The sequence below is a fragment of the Lutispora sp. QWL-02 genome (assembly GCF_058315355.1).
This window is the reverse complement of the sequence record NZ_CM177762.1, coordinates 3,847,719-3,868,010: the sequence shown is the minus strand read 5'-3', so window position 1 is coordinate 3,868,010 and position 20,292 is coordinate 3,847,719. Positions and strand designations below refer to the sequence as shown.

Below are 20,292 nucleotides of genomic sequence, written 5' to 3'. Positions count from 1 at the left end.
GGAGATTAATATGAAAAATAATACATATTTACCAAATGAGTTCTTCAAGACAGATGACTTTAAGGGATATAGCGAAAGCGTTCGCTCAATTCTTGAAAAACTTATAAAGATTGTAATGAACGAAGAAATGAACATTGTAATCAAAATAGGGAGAGGAAAAAACCAGATAATTACACTGTCTCCCAGCAATAAAACTTCAGTAAACATATGCACCATATACATTCACAAGTCACATATACGAGTTAGACTGTCTGATTATAGCGAGGTAAAAATAGCAAGCCCTGAAGAAGTTCCGGGAGATTGGGATATAATATTTGATATGCTTGATAGATATTATGAAATTAATAGAGGCAGAACCCAATACTCTATATATATTTATTCTGATGTTATTGAAAGAATTGAAGCCATCGCAGACAGAGATAGAAAAACGATTAATGAAATTATTGAGCAGATTTTAAATGAAAATACAGCTGGCTTATTTAAAAGTCTTCGACATAAGAATGAATTCAAAAATCTGCTGATTCAGGCAGATATGTTTAAGGATGATCTGGATTATACAGACGCTAAGACATTGCGAAGGATTGCTCATATGTATTTGATATCAGCCTATCAAATGGATTATAAAAGAGATGCGGGTGAAAAGTTTAGAATTGAATTGAACAATGGTATTGTGGGGCCGGTGCATTTGTTAGACGAATGGGAACTGGGATATAAGGATTCCGAAACAATGCTAGGTTTTGCCTTGACCATATTAAATGGGCTCAAAAGCCTTAATGACCTACAAGACTTGTTGCAGGACATGAATGAGACTACATTCAGATATGCATTAAATGCAATGAAAATCTTAAAGTGGGATTATGTTGTAGATACTTCTAGCGAAGACATACTTGTTAGAAATGAGCCTACTATAAGTACTGGGGGGATATGGTAAAAACAGCAAATCGCTATAATTGTAAAACATTTGCTTTTACTAATAAATATATATAATAAAGTTATTATTAAGGAGGAATTGCTTTGAGTAGAATTATGTTAAGCAATGGCGAAGTGAAATCTATTGTACAAAATCTGGAGAAAAAAGATCTTAAACCTACATCTCATCTTTACAAAAGATTTCCGGAAAAGACAATTGGAGAAGCGTCAGAAGTTTTTTCGGTCGAGTACACTGACGAGGCTAGGAAAAGGCCAGGCCTGGTACTTCTTTCAGTTGTTATGGCAGCACACAGGAATTACACAAAGCAAGTAGAACCACAGATTGATAGAATAAGGAATATGAGTTTTTATTCCTTTGAGCATTTGAAAGAAAAAGCGAAAGATTTCGATACTTTTTCCATATTTAGTGGAATGAGAGATCTGGAGAAATATTCAATTGTTGTAGAACTCCTCAATGTTATAGATAAAATGAAGTCACACAGTGGCTTTAATGGCGACTATGAAGTTATGGAAAAGTGGGCATTAAAGGCTAATTACCTCAATATTAAAGAAGATATAATAGGCAGAATTAAGGGAATTGGCATAGCTACTTTTCAGCATCTTAGGATGAACTATGGAGCAAATACAGTTAAACCGGATCAGAGAGTTAAGGAAGTCCTGAATAGAGAATTCAAATTATATGCAGACAGTGATATGGAATATATATCTATAGTAGAACAAATTGCAAGAATCATTGGGAAAAGTGCTTTATATGTTGACCAGGTTTTTGTCAACTATGGTTCAGGGTATTATATTAATGGACATAACATTGATTATAAAAAAGATAAAGAACTTATGCATAACAAGCACAAGGACAAGCCTATTATAGTAGGAACAAAAACTCAAAAGGGGGAAAGCTCTATTGAGGAAATGGTTGGATACATAAAAGACTCTGTAAAAGATTTGGATGTTTTTATTGAAAAAAGGAATGACGGTGGATATATAATAGTAGCTAATGAGTTAAGACATAAAAAGTCAGGCAAGAATGTAGCTACATATTGGGTAAACGGCAATTCAGTAGCAGTAATAATAATGAGTGATATACCAAGAACAACTTTTTATAGATTAACTGATATGAAAGATATAGGACTTGCGCAAAAGATAAGAGCAAAATATAGTGCGATGCTAAGTTTTTAATCTTACAATATATAGCAAGCCTATATAACCCGATAAGAAAATAAAGGAAAATTTATATAAATGAAGAATATCTTAAATTTAATCTGTTGTGCTACTCTGACAAATACACCAATTTAGGAATATTATACCAACACAAAAATGTATAGTATCCCTGAAAGAATTAGTGGCTTAATTCTTTTGGATTACTTATCCAAATACTAAATGCTTGATCCTTGAAATATCAATATCTTGGCCTATAAGCCTGTTGATGTAATAACATAAATTGTAGGCCAGAAGCTTGGTTTTTATTCTTGTTTGTAACCCCCAAAAGGATTTCGCAAGTACCTGCTCTATGTTTAGCTGCTGAGTAAGTTGCGAGGCTGTTGTCTCTATACGCCTCCTTAGCTTGAAGATGAGCTGTCTTATCGCTTTGGGAAATTGCACTTTACTGTTGTTCCTTTGAACAGGCAAAAGTTCTATTCCCTTTTCAGATTTTAAATCTGCACTAAGATCAGCTTTAATATACCCTTTGTCTCCAAGCATTGTTATATTGTTGTATGAGTCTACTAAGTCCCACACAGCGGTTCTGTCATCAATATTAGCAGGCGTAATAACAAAATCAGTTACTAATCCATCAAGGGTTGTAAGCATGTGCAGTTTGTAGCCTAAGTAAGTTTCCTTCTTAGACGGGCATTTGCCATAGGTAGCTCCATAACCTTTAAAGGTTTTATGAAATCGGGCCCTACCGAACTTGCATACTGGTATAGGAATGCTATCTATTATTCGATAAGGCTTTTCTGCGAGCTCTGTTAGGGAAGAAAGTTCTTTTCTTATTTCCTCTATAACTGCATGAAGGTTTCTATGGGTTCGATTGAACCTGGATCTATCACAGAGTTTAGGGAAAAGATCTTTCATATTCTTCTTGCAGAAGTTAAACCAAGCGTTTTCAGAGTCGATAGTGAGAAGTTCTCCCACAATACTGATGGTAATTATTTCACTATCACTCAAGATTGAATCTTTGATATTACAGCGTTTTGCAATATGTGTTGGAGTGACTTTTTGGTAAATGTCATCAATTATGACATAGGTGACAGTAATAAAGTCTTTTAAATCTCCTATTTCTTTGATAGAATAAGTTCTATCAAGCTCCAGCATATATGTGACCCCCTATCATTTTTGTTGTTATTAATGATAGGTTACATAATATGTTGGAGTTTTTCATTCGTAGATTTTTGGTAAATCAAAAGCTAGCACAACGAGTTAAATTTAAGAATTTTTATTGTTATTTTAGTACAAATTTACAAGACAAATTAGAAAAGAAAGAAATCGCTGATAAGTTTAGTGAGTTACTTGTAAAATTTAATTCTGAAGATATAGAGCAATTTGTAGAAAGTACAGAAAAGCAAATAGATAAATCTGTTTAGGAGGCAATTATGTTTTTTAAACATCCTTTTAAGTATGTTTTAATACTATTAATATTATCATCGGTGTTAAGTTTTCCTTTTATGCAAATTCAAAAAATACGATATGGAGATAAATTCAGACTTCATATAATTACGAATGATTATGAACATATTTATGCATATGCAAAAATGATTGATTATAAAAACTATACATTAAATGGAGATGACTTAATTTTACTTGATAGGAAAATTAAAAGAGATGATATATATACTGTTACTGTTACTCGTAATCCATATGGAAATAAAAAGGTTAATAGTTTTAAATATTTTGAATAATTATAGTGCAATGTAACACCACTTTACAAGTTTTAATAAGCGAACGTTAAAAGCTGCATAAAATTAACACGGTCGGATGCCTGTAATCCTGCAAATACTAATCAGAGCAAAACTTCATACGCAGGAGGCATTCCTTTTTCCGATGGGAGTATTTTTTTGTTGTGGATATTGTGGCTGTTTTAACCGATCAAGCAACACCGCGCAGGGCGAGTGCATACTGGGCTATTTTGAAAAAACGCTTGATTGAAGAAGGTGCTGAACTGCTTACAAATTGTAAGCAGTTGAAAATGACTGCCGCAGATGGGAAAAAACGATTGACCGATGTTGCAAATACTGAACAACCTTTGCGTATTATATAATCAATTCCTTCCCCAAAAGCTGAGCCGTTTAAGTTGTGGCTGGCATCGGTCGAGAACGGATAGAAGAAACAATTGATCCTGAACTAACAATTGACCGCGCACTCGCTACATATCTGAAAAAGGTATACAGCCGTGAATGGATTAACCAGCGTTTGCAGGCAATCCAAGTGAGGAAAGAACTTACCGATGAGTGGGATAAACGTGGTGTAAAGCAAGGTGCCGAATATGCCACCCTTACAGATGAGATTACATAAGCTTGGTCTGGTATGACTACACGGCAGTACAAGCGTCTTACTTCTTTCGGATGTCATAGAAAATTCTGACAATGATTTAGAAAGCGATTAATTAATCTGCAAACTTCAAAATGTTGAAGAACAACACTAAGATACTTTTATCACGAGTGACACGCTGTTGATAAATCTGAAATCAAATCATGTTAGTTTTGAATCTACAGATGAATTAGAATGGTATTATCCTTTATCCCCTAATGTCGCTATAATTCTTGTCTCTATTTTTGCCCACATCCATAAATACATATAAGCCTATATTTCTATTAAATATCCAGATTTTATGCTATAGAACTTTGGTATTTTTTCTTAGCTAATGCCAAGATTGAATATTAGTGATGTATAATATAAAATATAAGAATAAAACATGCAGTAGAATAAATTTTGGAGGTCATGATGGAAAACCTTTTAGATAATTTGAACAAACAGCAAAGAGAGGCTGTAGAGCATACCGAGGGGCCTTTGCTGATACTGGCCGGTGCAGGGTCGGGAAAGACCAGGGTGCTCACTTGCAGAATCGCATATCTGATAAATGAAAAAAACGTGTATCCGTCAAACATTCTTGCCATTACCTTTACCAACAAAGCCGCCAAGGAGATGAAGGAGAGGGTGCAAAGCCTTCTTGAGGGTTCTTATGATATGTGGGTATCTACCTTCCACGCGGCCTGCGCCAGAATTTTGCGAACGCAGGTAGAAAAGCTAAATGGCTATAAGAAGAATTTTATCATATTTGATACGGACGACCAGGTAAAGGTCATCAAGGAATGTCTGAAAGAGCTGAACTATAATGAAAAGAATTTTCCGCCTAAGGAGATGCTGTCCTCCATATCCAAAGCCAAGGATCAGCTCATGACGCCCGGCAGGTTCATGGATAGATATGGAAGGGACTTCAGGCTTAAGAAGGTGGCTGATATATACTCGCTCTACCAGAAAAAGCTGATGGCAAATAATGCCCTGGATTTTGATGATATACTTTTTAAGACAGTGGAGCTTTTTCAAAATAATCCTGATGTGCTTCAGTATTATCAGAATAAGTTTAGATATATCATGGTGGATGAATACCAGGACACCAACTATTGTCAATATATGCTTGTGAACCTGCTGGCAAAGAGCCACAGGAATCTATGTGTCGTAGGCGATGACGACCAGTGCATCTATTCATGGAGGGGTGCCGATATAGGGAACATCTTAAATTTTGAGAAGGATTTCCCGGACACAAAGGTAATAAAACTGGAACAGAATTATCGCTCTACACAAACGATATTGGACGCTGCCAATAGTGTCATAGATAAAAACTTCGGAAGGAAGAGCAAGAGGCTTTGGACTGAGAATGGGGAGGGAAAGCCCATAGTCTATTATAAGGCTATGGATGAAAGGGACGAAGGCGACTTTATCATTGGGGAAATAGATAGGCTGGCTTTTCAGGAGCATAGGGATCTCAAAAATTTTGCCATACTATACAGGACTAACTCCCAGTCCCGTGTGATTGAGGAAATGTGTATGGCCAGAGGGATACCGTATAAGATTGTGGGAGGCCACCGCTTTTACGATAGAATGGAAGTCAAAGATGTGATTGCATATTTAAGGGCAGTACAGGACCCGGATGGGGACCTCAGCATAAAAAGGATAATCAATGTTCCGAAGAGGGGGATCGGCAAGGCTACCCTGGATTTGTTGGAAGCTTACGCCAGAGACACCGGAAGCTCTTTGTACGAGGCGCTTCTCTTTGCCGACAGCATTGATGGCATAGGCAAAAAAGCAAAGAACAGCATAAAGGACTTTGTAAGACTTATAGCTGAGCTTATGGATGTGGCAGAAAAAGAAAGCGCATCTGCAGTAATAGATGAGGTAATAATGAGAAGCGGATATCTGGAGGTATTGGAAAAGGGCGATGATGAAGATCAGGAAAGAGGGAAGAATATAAAGGAATTGATTTCCGCTGCATTGGAGTATGAGGAAAAAAATGAAGACAGTTCACTCCAGGGATTCCTGGAGAATATGGCTTTGATGTCGGATATCGATGGTCTGAAAGAAGAAAGGGAAGGCATCACTATGATGACTCTCCACAGTGCAAAAGGGCTGGAATTTCCCGTAGTTTTTATCTGCGGGCTGGAGGAAGGACTCTTCCCCACCCAAAGAGCCTTTTTCGACGAGCATCAGCTGGAGGAAGAGCGAAGGCTTATGTATGTTGGTGTCACAAGGGCAAGAGAGAAGCTTTATTTCAGCTCTGCCTTTGAAAGAACCATATATGGAAGCAGGTCCTACACAATGGAATCCAGATTTTTACGTGAGATTCCCAAGGATTTGATGATAACGATGTGATTTTAGGGCTCAGGATTCAGAGCTCAGAACTCAGGAGAAACGGGGGACGGGGAACACGGAAAAGCACTGAGTATTTTCTAATGCCATATCACACAGGAATGGGAGTTACGAACCTAAGACTAAGTAAGACTTGCTCACTGCAGCTTCAAAACTCGCTTTGGCTCAAACAGTTGAAGTTGCGGTCGTTACGCTTCGTTAACTTACTCTAAGGTTCTTCACAAAATTCCTGCTTAGATATGAGATTAGAAAAATAGAAAACCGTGCTAATCCGTGAAAAAATCCGTGTCTTTCAGTGTTCGCCGTAACCTTTGACCCCAGAGGAATACCCTAATGCCAGAGGCTATCAGCCAGAAGCTAGTGGCTGATCTCATAGGAATACCCGAAAGGAGTGAAAGTATGGATAAAGAAAAAGCCAGGATAGACGAACTCATTGAACTTATTAATCATCATAACTATAGATATTATGTGCTTGACGATCCGGAAATAGGAGATTATGAATACGATCTCCTTATGAGAGAGCTTATTGAACTGGAAAAAAGGCACCCGGAGCATCTGAGGCCGGATTCGCCTACCCAAAAAGTTGGGGGAGAAGTGCTGAAGGGCTTTACGGAGGTGTTCCACAGGACGCAGAAGCTCAGCCTCTCAAATGTGTTTGATGAAGGGGATATAAGGGATTTTGACAACCGGGTCAAACGCGGCCTTGGCATAGAAGAAGCCGAATACGTGGTAGAAATGAAGATAGACGGCCTTACGGTAGTGCTGAATTATGAAAAGGGGCTGTTTGTACGCGGAGCCACAAGAGGAGACGGCATCAGAGGCGAGGATATAACTGCAAACCTGAAGACAATAAAATCCATACCCCTAAAGCTTAAAGAGCCTGTAGATTTGGAAGTAAGGGGAGAGGTATTTATCTCCAAAAAGGATTTTGAGAAGCTGAATGCCCTGAGGGAGGAAACCGAAGAACCTTTATTCGCTAACCCGAGGAATGCTGCCGCAGGCTCTTTGAGACAGCTCGATACTTCAATAACTGCCAGGAGGCCCCTGGATATATTTGTATTCAACCTGGAAAGAATCGAGGGCAAGGAGTTTGCAACACATATAGAGGCCATGGAGTATCTTAAGGCTGTGGGATTCAAGATAAGCCCCTATTTGATCATCTGCAAAGGCTGGCAGGATATATATGGGAAATGCATCGAATGGGCGGATAGGAGAGGGAGCTTGAGCTTTGAGATAGACGGTCTGGTGATCAAGGTGAACAGCCTGGAATATAGGGATATTTTAGGCAGCACGACAAAGACACCGAGATGGGCTGCGGCTTATAAATTCCCGCCGGAGAAGAAAATGACCAGGCTGAAAAACATAATAGTTCAGGTGGGGCGCACGGGAGCCATCACCCCCACGGCTGAACTTGAGCCGGTCAGGATTGCCGGCTCTACTGTGAGCAGAGCTACCTTGCATAATGAAGACTTTATTAAAGAAAAAGGCATCATGATAGGCGATATGGTAATACTTCAAAAAGCAGGGGATGTGATACCTGAGATAGTGGAAGTGGTAAGCACTGAAAGGGACGGAAGCGAGAAGGCCTTTGAAATGCCGAAAAATTGCCCTGTATGCGGCTCCGAAGCATTGAGGATCGAGGGAGAAGCGGCCATAAGATGCACCAATGCATCCTGCCCGGCTCAGCTCAGGCGTTCGTTATTCCACTTCGTTTCAAGGGATGCAATGAATATAGACGGTTTGGGGCCTCAGATAATAACCATGCTTCTTGATAAAGGCTTTATCAAGGATGCGGGGGATCTATATCTCTTAAAGGATAGAAGAGATGAACTGATACAAGTGGATAGGATGGGTGAGAAATCCGTAGACAATCTGCTGAATGCTATTGAGAAATCAAAGGAGAACGGGCTGGAAAGACTGCTGTTTGCCCTTGGAATCAGGATGATAGGTCAAAGGGCGTCCAAGCTTTTGGCGGAGGCCTTCGGCAGCATTGACAGGATAAAAGCTGCGGGCTGCGAAGAGCTTACATCAGTGCAAGAAATCGGTGACAAAATGGCAGACAGCATAATGGCATTTTTCAGGCTGGATCAGAACCTGGCTTTGATAGATAAGCTGAAATGCTTAGGCGTAAATACAGAGGCCGAGAAAAAGGAGATCATAGAAAATCCTAATTTTCGAGGCAAGACCTTTGTCCTCACCGGAGCCTTGACGAGTTTTACCCGTGATAAAGCCAAAGAAATAATAGAAGGCTTTGGGGGCAAGGTTTCAGGAAGTGTGAGCAAAAAGACGGATTATGTGCTGGCAGGCGAAGATGCCGGCTCGAAGCTTCAAAAAGCCACCGAATTGGGCATAACTGTAATAGATGAAGAAATCTTCAAGGAATGGGTTGAAAGGCGGGAATGATATGATAGAAAAAAAGGATTTGGAATACGTTGCAGCTCTGGCTAAGCTAAAGCTCAGAGAAGAGGACCTGGAAAAGGTGAGAGAAAAATTCAGCATGGTCCTGGATTATGTCAGCATGCTGAACAAGCTGGATATTGAGGATATTGAGCCTCTTATAAATGTCAACGGCATGACCAATGTGATGAGGGAAGACGAAGTCGGAGAATCCATGGACAGGGAAACTTTGCTTGCCAACGCTCCGGAGAAGATGTACGGATGCATAAAGGTCAGCAAAATAATAGAATAGGAGACAGGAGGAGTGAAAATATTGGATTTATATAATCTAACCCTTCATGAGGTAAGGGATAAGATAAGAGCTAGGGAAATAAGTGCAAAGGAAGTCTTGGACAGCGTTTATAGCAGAATAGATGCCGTGGAGCAACGGATTGATGCCTATATATCCTTGACAAGAGATAAGGCCTATGAGGCTGCACAAGATGTAGACAAGAGGCTTGCCCAGGGAGAGAAATTGGGAGATTTAGCAGGCATTCCCATGGCTTTGAAGGACAATATTTCTACCTGTGGCATAAAAACCACTTGTGCGTCAAAAATGTTGGAAAACTATATTCCTCCCTATGATGCTCAAGTATATAAAAAGCTTAAGGAGGCAGGAGCAATTCTCATTGGAAAGACAAATCTTGACGAGTTTGCAATGGGAAGCTCCACTGAGAACTCCGCCTTTAAAACTACCAGGAATCCCTGGAATATTGAGAGGGTTGCCGGAGGTTCCAGCGGAGGTTCCGCAGCAGCTGTTGCAGCAGGAGAAGCTTTCTTTGCATTGGGTTCCGATACAGGAGGATCGATTAGGCAGCCCGCAGCATTATGCGGATTAGTTGGATTCAAGCCTACCTATGGGGCTGTATCCAGATATGGTGTGGTAGCTTATGGTTCTTCCTTTGATCAGATAGGTCCCTTTACCAAAGATGTAGAGGATTGTGCCATTGTTTTGAATCACTTATGCGGTCATGATGAAAAGGATTCCACATCTCTTGCAATAGAGCATGGAGATTTTAAGGAAGCTTTGAATAAAGATATAAAGGGCATGAAAATAGGTTTGCCCAAGGAGTATTTTGGTGAAGGAATTGACCCGGAAATTAGAAAGATTGTAATGGAAGCTGTTAAAAAGATGGAAGGTCTTGGAGCCTGCGTAGAGGAAACAAGCTTGCCTTATTCAGAATATGCTCTGCCTGTATACTATATAGTAGCATCAGCGGAAGCCTCCTCTAATCTTGCCAGATTTGATGGAGTAAGATATGGTCATAGAACATCTAATTATGAGGATTTAAATGACATATATGTCAACAGCAGAAGCGAAGGCTTTGGAGATGAGGTAAAGCTGAGGATAATGCTGGGCACCTATACATTAAGCTCCGGCTATTATGATGCCTATTATAATAAGGCTTTAAAAGTAAGAAGGCTGATTAAACAGGATTTTGAAAAAGCCTTTGAAAAGTATGATATTTTGATATCCCCCACATCCCCTACAACAGCTTTTAAAATAGGAGAGAGAACGGATGATCAGTTAGCAATGTATATGTCGGATATATGTACTGTTCCTGTAAATATAGCTGGCATACCTGCCATATCCATACCTTGCGGGTTCTCGGGAGGATTGCCTGTCGGCATGCAGATAATGGGCAAAGCTTTAGGAGAGGCTTCAATAATAAAAGCCGCTCATGGTTTTCAAAGAAATACAGATTTCCTCGGAAAAAGACCGACTCTATAAGGTGGTGTAAGATATGAATTATGAAACGATTATAGGTCTTGAAATACATGCAGAGCTAAGCACAAGGAGCAAGGCTTTTTGCAGCTGCAAAAATGAATTCGGCGCAGAAGTAAATACTAACTGCTGCCCGGTGTGCATGAGCTATCCCGGAGCCCTTCCGGTGATGAATAAAAAAGTTGTAGAATATGCTGTCAAGGCAGGTCTGGCCTTAGATTGCCAGATTTCATTGTATAGCAAAACAGACAGAAAAAATTATTTCTATCCTGATTTGCCTAAGGCCTATCAGATCTCTCAGTATGATATACCTTTGTGCAAGCATGGAAAGATACAAATTCAGGTTGATGGTGAGAATAAGCCTATCGGTATTACGCGAATCCACATAGAGGAAGATGCAGGAAAGCTCATACACGGTACGGAAACAGAGAATTATTCTCTAGTAGATTTTAACAGATCCGGAGTGCCTCTGATCGAGATAGTATCGGAGCCTGATATGAGAAGCCCTGTGGAAGCCAGATTATATCTTGAAAAGCTTAAAGGCATATTGGAATATCTAGAGATTTCCGACTGCAAGATGCAGGAAGGCTCCCTCAGATGTGATGCCAATATTTCCATAAGGCCTGCAGGACAAAAAGAGTTCGGGGTAAAAACGGAAATCAAAAATATGAACTCGATGAAAGCATTGCAGAAAGCATTGGAATATGAAGAGGAAAGGCATAAGAAGGTTCTCTCGGAAGGTGGTGCCATAGTTCAGGAAACCAGACGCTGGGATGAAGCCAAAGGCATCACCATATCCATGAGGACCAAAGAGCAGGCTCATGACTACAGGTATTTTCCGGAGCCCGATTTGGTTCCTATAGTATTGGAAGAAAAATGGATAGATGAGATACGAAAAGCTTTGCCGGAGCTCCCAGATGATAAGAGGAGAAGATTTGTGAAGGAATATGGAATCCCTGATTATGATGCTTCCGTTCTTACTCTCACAAAAGAACTGTCGGATTTCTTTGAAGCTTGTGCGAAAGGACATAAAAATCCGAAGGCGATAAGCAATTGGGTAATGGGAGAAATCCTTAGGATAATGAAGGAAAAGGAGCTGGATTTCAAAGATTTAAAAATAAAGCCGGAGGATCTGAGAAAGCTGGTGGACCTGATAGAGGCCGGAGTATTGAGCAGTACAGGAGCCAAGCAGGTATTTGAAGAAATGTTTAAGACGGGCTGTGAGCCGGAAGCTCTGGTGGATCAATTGGGCCTGAAGCAGATAAGCGACGAGGATGTAATAGTCGAATTAGTAAGAAAGGTCCTGAATGAAAATCAAAAATCCGTAGAAGATTATAAAAACGGTAAAAGCAATGCTTTGGGATTTCTGGTAGGCCAGTGCATGAAAGCATCCAAAGGAAAAGGAAATCCGCAGCTCATAAATAAAATACTTAAAGATTTGTTGGCTTAAAATGTACAAGAGCAGCATATTAATTTAACAAGCAGGGAACGGTCTTGAACGTTCCGCACTTGAATTTTATGTCCATCAAATATGGATTTTGTAAAAAAATGTTGAGGTAAATTTTATAATTTTTATGAGAATGAAGCATTGATTTTCCTTAGTTATATTATTCTGAATTTGCCAATTATTTTGATATATATATTTCATGGATATAAAATGTATTGAAAAAATCTCTCCATTCGTGTAATATAAATATAATAAAAATATAAATATAAAAGATATCATATAGCTTCATTTTTATTGTTTTGTTGTAGTACAGCCAGTGGCTGTTTCTGCATATATTTCATTAATTTTTAGGTGTAAATAAAATGCGCCTAAGTAAAAAAAAGGGGGATGAATTGATGAAAAGATCACTGACATTAGTGCTCGTAATGATGCTGGTATTAAGCTTAGCGCTTACAGCATGCGGACCCAAGGCTCCGGCAGAACCGGCAGAACCAGGTGAACCGGCAGCATCAGAACCAAAGCTATTGAGGTTTGCTATTGGTGCAGAACCTCCGGCTCTTGACCAACAGATAGCTACAGATACTTATGCTATTATGCTGGGCAACCATCTCTATGAAGGTTTAGTCAGAGTTGCAGACAATGGTAAAGTAACTCCAGGTATGGCTGAAAAATGGGAAATTTCCGAAGACGGACTTACCTACACTTTCCACTTGAGAGATGCTAAGTGGAGCGATGGAAAGGCTGTAACAGCAAACGATTTTGAATATGCTATAAAGAGGCTTTTAAATCCTGCTACAGCTTCCGAATATGCATTCCAGGGCTACTATATACAAAACGGTGAAGAATACAACACAGGAAAGATCACAGATCCTTCCCAGATCGGTATTAAAGCTGTTGATGAAAAGACTCTTGAAATCAAATTAAAGGTTCCAACCGGTTATTTCTTAGCTTTAACAAACTTCATATCCTTGTTCCCGGTTAGACAGGACTTTGTCGAGGCTCAAGGAACAGCTTATGCTTCCGAAGCCGACAAGATACTTTACAACGGACCATATGTTTTGAAAGAATGGAAGCATGAAGAAGGCCTTGTTCTTGAAAAGAACCCGGAATATTGGAATAAAGATGCTATAAAGATCGACAAGGTTGAAATAGCTATAGTTACAGACAGCAATACAGCAATGAGCATGTATGAAGCTGGAGATCTTGACTTTGTTGCTCTTCCAAAGGACAGAGTAGAAGAGTTCGACAAAGCAGGCAAAGCTAACTTCTACTATGACGGTGCTGAATTCTACTTCCAGTTCAACGTAAAAGGAAGAAACAAGGAAGTTGGAAAATTAACAGGCAATGCCAACTTCAGAAAAGCTTTCGGATATGCTATAGACAGACAGGGCTATGTTGATGCAGTTCTAAAGAACGGCTCAGACGCAGCTACAAGATATGTATTGCCATTGCTTGCAGGCGTTAATGACTTATTTGCAAAAGAATATCCATTGGATTTCTATCCAAAGAATGCTGACCCTGCAAAGGCAAAGGAATATTTGGATAAAGCTCTTGCAGAGCTAGGTATGACAATTGATAAGCTTCCTGCTATCGAATTCTTGACTGACGACTCAGACACTGCAAGAATATCTGCAGAAGCTATTCAAGACATGCTTGCTAAGAATGCTGGAATAAAGCTTGATATCAAACAGGTTCCATTCAAACAAAGACTTGAGCTTATGAACAAGAAGGATTATGACCTTGTATTCGCAGGCTGGGGCCCAGACTATGACGATCCGATGACTTACCTCGATTTGTGGGTAATCGGCGGCGGACATAACAATACAAACTGGGAAGACAAGACTTATACAGATCTGATCAACTTCTGCAAATCTGCTCCAGACGTGAAGGAAAGAGCAGACAAGATGTTCGAGGCGGAGAAATACTTGCTTGAAAATGGACCTATAGTTCCTGTTTACTTCAGAAGAAGAGCCTGGACTCATGTTGACGGCTTGACAGGAATAATCAGAAACTTCATAGGCTCTGACCCAGACTTCGTATTTGCTGATATTACAAAATAAAGAAATATAAAAAATTTATCAGTACGCAAGACAAAGGTATATGTTAACATATACCTTTGTCCCATATTTAAGGCTGATATTTCTTAGAATAATCACAATTGGTTCACAGAAAATTCACAAATTTTAATCTTAATGTGGGAGGTGCCTATATTTTGTTTAGATACATCTTAAAAAGATTCTTTGTATCTTTGATCACAGTTTGGATCCTGGCCACCTTGACATTCTTCTTGGTAAGAGTGCTGCCCGGTGACCCTTTTACAAGCGAAAAAATTACCCCGGAAATAAAAGCAAATATGATGAAATATTATGGCCTGGACAGGCCTTTACCGGAGCAATATATTAAGTATATGGGCAATCTGGTCAAAGGTGAAATGGGCTTTTCCTTAAAATACAAGAATAGAACGGTAAATCAAATAATCAGAGATGCCTTTCCCAACTCAGCAGATTTAGGACTTCGATCCTTGGCTTTTTCAGTTAGCGTTGGTTTGGTTCTTGGAATTATAGCTGCTATTAATCATAACAAAGGTTGGGACTATACAAGTATGATCATTGCCGTAATAGGCGTATCGGTGCCAAGCTTTGTAATAGGCGGGCTGGTGCAATACTTTTTCGGCATATATTTGAAGATACTGCCTGTTGCTCAGTGGAAGAGCTTTGCCCATACTATTTTGCCGACCTTCTCATTGGGCTTGTCAACTTTGGCTCTTATTGCAAGACTTATGCGCACAAGCATGCTTGAAGTCGTAGGACAGGATTATATAAAGACAGCAAAAGCAAAAGGATTGTCTCCCGTACAAGTAACCATAAAGCACCAGATAAGAAATGCAATACTTCCTGTTGTTACCGTATTAGGTCCACTGGTCGCCGCGCTGCTTACAGGTACCTTCGTTGTAGAACAGATATTCGCGATTCCCGGGCTTGGAAGACACTATGTAATTAGCATACAAAATCTAGACTATACTATGGTTTTGGGATTGACTATATTCTTCGGAGCGTTCTTGGTATTCATGAACTTCCTGGTCGATATAGCCTATGGTTTCGTAGATCCCAGAATCAGAGTAGGCAGATAAGGAGGAGCTGGAGAGATGGAAATAAGCAGGGAAAAGTTTAAGCATGTCGGCATAAACGAAGAAAAGAGCCAGGCAATCGTTCGTCCCAGCATGACCTATTGGCAGGATGCATGGAGAAGGCTTAAAAAGAACAAGATTGCTATGATAGGGCTTGTTATAATTGCTGTTTTTACAGTTATGTCAATCATTGGACCAATGATGGTTCCTTATGTCCACAGCGACAATGATTTGAGCAATACCAACCAGCTTCCTAATGCGCAGCATTGGTTCGGCACAGATGATTTAGGAAGAGACTTATGGGCTCGCGTATGGATGGGAGCACGTGTGTCGCTGTTCATAGGCTTGATGGCAGCTCTTCTCGATACTTTGATCGGAGTATTGGTCGGCGGAGTATCAGGCTTTTATGGCGGCAAGGTAGATATGATAATCATGAGGTTCATCGATGTAATGATAGCCATACCCAGCATGATATTCATAATTCTTATAATGGTTATCGTAGGAGCCGGTGTATTCCCCATAATTTTATCCTTTGCTATAACCGGATGGCTCAGTATGGCCAGATTGGTAAGAGGACAGATACTTCAGCTTAAGGAGCAGGAATTCGTATTAGCTGCCAGAACCCTGGGAGCGAGCTCCTCGAGGCTTATACTCAGGCACTTGATACCGAATACATTGGGTGTAATAATAGTAAGCTTGACGATGAGAATACCAAGTGCGATTTTTACTGAAGCATTCCTTAGCTTTATAGGTCTAGGTGTAAAGCCTCCCACATCCAGCTGGGGCCAGTTGGCATCATCCGGAGCTGCTGTTTTAAGGGTTTATCCTTATAGATTGTTTATACCTGCATTTTTTATCAGTTTGACGATGCTTTCATTGAATTTATTTGGTGACGGATTGAGAGACGCTCTGGATCCAAGACTAAGAAAGTAGGAGGTGTAAGAGATGGAGAAAGAAAAAATACTCGAAGTTAAAGATTTGCACGTTTCATTTGACACATATGCAGGTGAAGTCAAAGCCGTCAGAGGAGTATCCTTTCATCTGGACAAGGCTGAAGCTATAGCCATAGTTGGAGAATCAGGCTGCGGCAAGAGCGTTACTGCCCAATCCATTATGAAGCTTATACCTATGCCTCCGGGAAGGATCAAGAGCGGAAATATAATTTTTAACGGTGTTGATATTACAAAGTTTTCTGATAAGAAGATGGAAGCCATAAGGGGTTCGGAAATAGGTATGATATTCCAGGATCCTATGACATCCTTAAATCCGACAATGACTGTTGGAAAGCAAATAGCTGAAGGCTTGATAAAGCATCAGCATTTAAGCAGAAGAGACGCCATGGAAAAGGCGATAGATATGCTGAAATTGGTTGGTATTCCGAATCCGGACAAGAGGGCCAATCAATATCCCCATGAGTTCAGCGGCGGCATGAGGCAGAGAGCTATGATAGCTATAGCTTTGGCATGCAAACCCAAGCTTTTGATTGCAGACGAGCCTACAACCGCACTGGATGTTACCATACAGGCTCAGATATTGGATCTGATGAAAGAATTGAAATTAAAACTGGATACTTCAATAATATTGATCACACATGATCTTGGCGTGGTTGCCGACATGGCTGAAAGAATAATAGTCATGTATGCTGGAGAAGTTGTTGAAAGCGGTACTGTAGAAGATATATTCTACAATGCTCAGCACCCTTATACCTGGGGACTTCTAAAATCAGTGCCAAGGCTTGACGCAGAAAATAAGGAACAATTGATACCGATCATAGGCACACCCCCGGATCTTTTCGCCCCGCCGAAAGGATGCGCATTTGCGGCCAGATGCAAGTATTCTATGGAAATATGCTACGAGACAGCTCCGGCAAACATGGAATACAATAAAAATCATTATGCAGCTTGCTGGTTAGGACATCCGGATGCGCCAAAGGTTGAGAGACCTGTCACTGAAAGAGGGGTGAAATGATGGAAAACAAGAAATTGATAGAAGTAAAGGACCTTAAAAAATATTTTACTGTAGGCAACAATGCGGTGCTAAAGGCAGTAGACGGATTAAACTTCTTCATCAGGGAGGGTGAAACTCTCGGTCTTGTTGGTGAATCAGGCTGTGGAAAGTCAACAGCAGGCAGAACCATTATAAGGCTCTATGAGGCCACAGGGGGAGAAGTAATCTTTGACGGTATGAACGTTCATAAATTGGATAGAAAGCAAGCTAAAGATTTTACTAAAAAAGCACAGATGATATTCCAGGATCCATATGCTTCTCTGAACCCGAGAATGACTGTAGGAGACATTATTGGCGAAGGGATAGACATACACAATATATATTCCGGCAAGGAAAGAACGGAAAGGATATACGATCTTTTGCATACGGTAGGACTCAATCGAGAGCATGCAAACAGATTCCCTCATGAGTTCTCCGGAGGCCAGAGGCAAAGAATCGGTGTAGCTCGTGCATTAGCTATAGAACCCCAGTTCATAGTTTGCGATGAGCCTATATCAGCTCTCGACGTTTCCATTCAGGCTCAGGTTGTAAACTTGCTGATAAACCTCCAAAGGGATTATAAGCTTACCTATTTATTTATAGCTCACGACTTGAGCATGGTTAAGCATATATCAGACAGGGTTGGAGTTATGTATCTGGGAACCTTGGTTGAATTGGCTTCAAGTGCAGAACTGTATAAAAAGCCGATGCACCCCTATACTCAGGCTCTTTTGTCGGCTATCCCCATTGCAGATCCTGAGGTAGAGAGATCAAGAAAGAGAATACTCCTGGAAGGTGACGTACCGAGCCCGATAAATCCGCCTCCGGGATGCAGATTCAAATCCAGATGCAGATATGCTACGGATATATGCTCTCAGGAGATGCCTGAGTTCAGAGAGCTTGAAAAGGATCATTTCGTGGCATGCCATAATGTGTAATTAGGACTCAGGATTCAGAGCTTAGGACTCAGCAGCTAGGGTATTCCTTTGAGGTCCAAGGAACGGGGAACATGGAAGAACACGGATTTGCAAGGAGGAGCATAGTTAAAAAACCCTCCGTGTAAATCCGTGTTCACCATCTTCCCGTAATCCAAAAGAAAGGGGGGCCTGGATGAGAAAGAGAAATTACATACCTATACTATATACCATATTGATTTTTTTAGTCATATTTTCCTTTCACAGCTATCAGAACCTGAAGGCTATCGTTGCCCCTCCTTCTGAAAAATGGGGGAGAGAAGTCAAGATTGATAAAACTCCTTACAAGAAGGCAGCAAGTTTGAATATCAATGAGGAGAATATATGGATACTTACGGCGAAAGAAGACCGGTTCACCAAAACTATTCTTGAGAAAGAAAACGGAAATATAAAAGAAATACAGAATATAATCATACCGGGAGCAGCTTTGAATAAGCTGGTGAAGTATAAGGGCGTGGAACCTTATATCTTTTGGACGGAGAATTATGAGCTTTATATGTCAACAAAGCAAGAGAGCGGAGATTACACCCCTAAAAGCCTTATTGCTGCAGAAGTAAAGGATTTTAATATATTTTCACAGAATGGCCAGATTGTGCTTGCAGCTGCACATAACCAGGGACTCCGATATTATAAAATCAATGAACAGGGAGCGATTGCCTGGGGAAATGAGTATCCTTTTGATAAGGCTGTGCACATAACTGCCGCTTTGGATGATTCGGGCATATTTCATACCGTATCTATCAGAGATATATCGCCGATGGAAAAGGAAATCATATATTTGCTTTTTTCTCAGGGCAAGTGGACACTGAGGTCTCAGAAAACAGAATATGTACAGGTGTCCAACGAAAGCATAGGAAATTTAGAAATTGGTTTGGATAATGAACTGGCGTATATATTCTATGAGAACAACGTGTGGAACAGCTTCGGCCAAACTGCAAGGACGTGGTATGCAACAGTGCCCTTGTCTCAGGCAGGCAATTCGGATATGGAGTTCAGGCTGTTGACCAGTCACGATACCGAAAGCTCTGCGGATGTATATGTGAGTGAGGTAAATTGCCCATATTTAAAGCAGGATACATTGAACGCAGTTTTTATAGAAAAATATTGGGATGAAACCGGTGAAGGCTTTAAAATCCTCAACACAACTTTTAAAGATGGCAAAATATCCGGCAAAACGTATTCCACAAGAATACTGGGATGGATTAAAGGAATCGATATTGCCCAGTATGGAAAAGAGGAAGCCTTAGTATTTTTGCAGACTGCCGGAGAATTCAAGAATGATGTATGGTTTACACAGACCGGCGAAGGATATAAGGAGATAGTGAATAAGCCTGTTAAGCAGGATTATGCAGTCGCAATGGAAAACAGCATATCTCCATATATAAGCGGTTTAGTCATCGCTTTGATAAGAGCTTTTATGTTTTTCCCTGCCGTATTGTGGCTGCTTTTTGTAGAATTTTTTGAGGTTAGGAAATTTTCTTTTAACCCCAAGCTTAATTATTCAGTAGCCATAAGCATTTATATGATAATTAAGGTTTTAACTGCAAACTTTTATTACGGGGGACTTTCATATTATATGATGCCTGACTTTATGAAGCCTATGGCCATCAGGTATTTGATAATGCTTTCTATAGGTTTCATAGCATATTTCATGGCAAAGACATTCAAAAAGAACAGAACTGATATGCACATAATACCAGAATTCTTATTGTTCATGCTCTATGATCTGCTGATCACAGTATTCCTATATGGACCTTATATTACCTGATTCGGGGATATAACTCAGGGCGGCAAGCCATGTGTAGCT

16 protein-coding genes and 1 pseudogene are annotated in these 20,292 nt (G+C 40.2%); 16 read left to right on the top strand and 1 reads right to left on the bottom strand.

The annotated features are described in order from the left end of the window. Positions 1-10: 10 nt before the first annotated feature. Both AC4HCY_RS18430 and AC4HCY_RS18425 read left to right on the top strand, forming a co-directional pair. Complete coding sequence (locus tag AC4HCY_RS18430) at positions 11-931, top strand: hypothetical protein (RefSeq protein WP_491094840.1); 921 nt, start codon at positions 11-13, stop codon at positions 929-931. 83 nt (positions 932-1,014) lie between these two features. Then, positions 1,015-2,106, top strand: coding sequence for a hypothetical protein (locus AC4HCY_RS18425; RefSeq protein WP_491094839.1), 1,092 nt, complete (start codon positions 1,015-1,017; stop codon positions 2,104-2,106). 186 nt (positions 2,107-2,292) lie between these two features. Here AC4HCY_RS18425 and AC4HCY_RS18420 read toward each other — a convergent pair whose 3' ends face one another. Beyond that, a complete protein-coding gene (locus tag AC4HCY_RS18420) occupies positions 2,293-3,240 on the bottom strand; it encodes an IS982 family transposase (RefSeq protein WP_323433793.1) in 948 nt (315 codons plus the stop codon). Between the two features lie 50 nt (positions 3,241-3,290). Here AC4HCY_RS18420 and AC4HCY_RS18415 point away from each other — a divergent pair, with 50 nt between their 5' ends. The 14 genes and pseudogenes from AC4HCY_RS18415 to AC4HCY_RS18350 all read left to right on the top strand — a co-directional run bounded on the left by AC4HCY_RS18415 (position 3,291) and on the right by AC4HCY_RS18350 (position 20,253). Beyond that, positions 3,291-3,509 (top strand): hypothetical protein, encoded by a 219-nt coding sequence (locus tag AC4HCY_RS18415; protein ID WP_491094838.1) that lies wholly within the window; start codon positions 3,291-3,293, stop codon positions 3,507-3,509. A 9-nt stretch (positions 3,510-3,518) separates the two neighbouring features. After that, complete coding sequence (locus tag AC4HCY_RS18410) at positions 3,519-3,824, top strand: hypothetical protein (protein ID WP_491094837.1); 306 nt, start codon at positions 3,519-3,521, stop codon at positions 3,822-3,824. Between the two features lie 116 nt (positions 3,825-3,940). Continuing rightward, positions 3,941-4,434: pseudogene (locus tag AC4HCY_RS18405) on the top strand (BRO-N domain-containing protein); the annotation flags it as partial. 429 nt (positions 4,435-4,863) lie between these two features. Then, positions 4,864-6,792 carry a DNA helicase PcrA gene (gene pcrA / locus AC4HCY_RS18400; protein WP_491094836.1) on the top strand — a complete coding sequence of 643 codons (1,929 nt, stop codon included), beginning with the start codon at positions 4,864-4,866 and terminating at the stop codon, positions 6,790-6,792. Positions 6,793-7,188: 396 nt separating this feature from the next. Next, on the top strand, positions 7,189-9,192 hold the full coding sequence (ligA, locus tag AC4HCY_RS18395; RefSeq protein WP_491094835.1) for an NAD-dependent DNA ligase LigA: 2,004 nt from the start codon (positions 7,189-7,191) through the stop codon (positions 9,190-9,192). 1 nt (position 9,193) lies between these two features. After that, complete coding sequence (gene gatC / locus AC4HCY_RS18390) at positions 9,194-9,478, top strand: Asp-tRNA(Asn)/Glu-tRNA(Gln) amidotransferase subunit GatC (RefSeq protein WP_323432021.1); 285 nt, start codon at positions 9,194-9,196, stop codon at positions 9,476-9,478. A 21-nt stretch (positions 9,479-9,499) separates the two neighbouring features. Continuing rightward, positions 9,500-10,957 (top strand): Asp-tRNA(Asn)/Glu-tRNA(Gln) amidotransferase subunit GatA, encoded by a 1,458-nt coding sequence (gene gatA, locus AC4HCY_RS18385; protein WP_323432046.1) that lies wholly within the window; start codon positions 9,500-9,502, stop codon positions 10,955-10,957. A gap of 13 nt (positions 10,958-10,970) precedes the next feature. Next, entirely contained in the window at positions 10,971-12,401 is a 1,431-nt protein-coding gene (gene gatB / locus AC4HCY_RS18380) for an Asp-tRNA(Asn)/Glu-tRNA(Gln) amidotransferase subunit GatB (protein ID WP_323432020.1), read from the top strand. A 392-nt stretch (positions 12,402-12,793) separates the two neighbouring features. After that, a complete protein-coding gene (locus AC4HCY_RS18375; RefSeq protein ID WP_491094834.1) occupies positions 12,794-14,458 on the top strand; it encodes a peptide ABC transporter substrate-binding protein in 1,665 nt (554 codons plus the stop codon). 152 nt (positions 14,459-14,610) lie between these two features. Next, a complete protein-coding gene (locus tag AC4HCY_RS18370; protein ID WP_323432018.1) occupies positions 14,611-15,528 on the top strand; it encodes an ABC transporter permease in 918 nt (305 codons plus the stop codon). Positions 15,529-15,543: 15 nt separating this feature from the next. Next, positions 15,544-16,458, top strand: coding sequence for an ABC transporter permease (locus tag AC4HCY_RS18365; protein WP_323432017.1), 915 nt, complete (start codon positions 15,544-15,546; stop codon positions 16,456-16,458). Positions 16,459-16,470: 12 nt separating this feature from the next. Beyond that, positions 16,471-17,493 (top strand): ABC transporter ATP-binding protein, encoded by a 1,023-nt coding sequence (locus AC4HCY_RS18360; RefSeq protein ID WP_323432016.1) that lies wholly within the window; start codon positions 16,471-16,473, stop codon positions 17,491-17,493. Next, positions 17,493-18,449: an ABC transporter ATP-binding protein gene (locus AC4HCY_RS18355; RefSeq protein ID WP_323432015.1), complete on the top strand. Its 957-nt coding sequence runs from the start codon at positions 17,493-17,495 to the stop codon at positions 18,447-18,449. The genes AC4HCY_RS18360 and AC4HCY_RS18355 overlap by 1 nt, the downstream gene beginning before the upstream one ends. Before the next feature lie 172 nt (positions 18,450-18,621). After that, entirely contained in the window at positions 18,622-20,253 is a 1,632-nt protein-coding gene (locus AC4HCY_RS18350; protein WP_323432014.1) for a hypothetical protein, read from the top strand. Positions 20,254-20,292: the final 39 nt, after the last annotated feature.

Excerpts from the sequence above, each read along its gene's own strand:
- AC4HCY_RS18420 (WP_323433793.1), bottom strand. The coding sequence starts at position 3,240 with ATGCTGGAGCTTGATAGAACTTATTCTATCAAAGAAATAGGAGATTTA.
- gatB (WP_323432020.1), top strand. The coding sequence starts at position 10,971 with ATGAATTATGAAACGATTATAGGTCTTGAAATACATGCAGAGCTAAGC.
- AC4HCY_RS18430 (WP_491094840.1), top strand. The coding sequence starts at position 11 with ATGAAAAATAATACATATTTACCAAATGAGTTCTTCAAGACAGATGAC.
- AC4HCY_RS18415 (WP_491094838.1), top strand. The coding sequence starts at position 3,291 with ATGTTGGAGTTTTTCATTCGTAGATTTTTGGTAAATCAAAAGCTAGCA.
- AC4HCY_RS18360 (WP_323432016.1), top strand. The coding sequence starts at position 16,471 with ATGGAGAAAGAAAAAATACTCGAAGTTAAAGATTTGCACGTTTCATTT.
- ligA (WP_491094835.1), top strand. The coding sequence starts at position 7,189 with ATGGATAAAGAAAAAGCCAGGATAGACGAACTCATTGAACTTATTAAT.
- AC4HCY_RS18410 (WP_491094837.1), top strand. The coding sequence starts at position 3,519 with ATGTTTTTTAAACATCCTTTTAAGTATGTTTTAATACTATTAATATTA.
- AC4HCY_RS18355 (WP_323432015.1), top strand. The coding sequence starts at position 17,493 with ATGGAAAACAAGAAATTGATAGAAGTAAAGGACCTTAAAAAATATTTT.
- AC4HCY_RS18365 (WP_323432017.1), top strand. The coding sequence starts at position 15,544 with ATGGAAATAAGCAGGGAAAAGTTTAAGCATGTCGGCATAAACGAAGAA.
- AC4HCY_RS18350 (WP_323432014.1), top strand. The coding sequence starts at position 18,622 with ATGAGAAAGAGAAATTACATACCTATACTATATACCATATTGATTTTT.
- AC4HCY_RS18375 (WP_491094834.1), top strand. The coding sequence starts at position 12,794 with ATGAAAAGATCACTGACATTAGTGCTCGTAATGATGCTGGTATTAAGC.
- pcrA (WP_491094836.1), top strand. The coding sequence starts at position 4,864 with ATGATGGAAAACCTTTTAGATAATTTGAACAAACAGCAAAGAGAGGCT.
- gatC (WP_323432021.1), top strand. The coding sequence starts at position 9,194 with ATGATAGAAAAAAAGGATTTGGAATACGTTGCAGCTCTGGCTAAGCTA.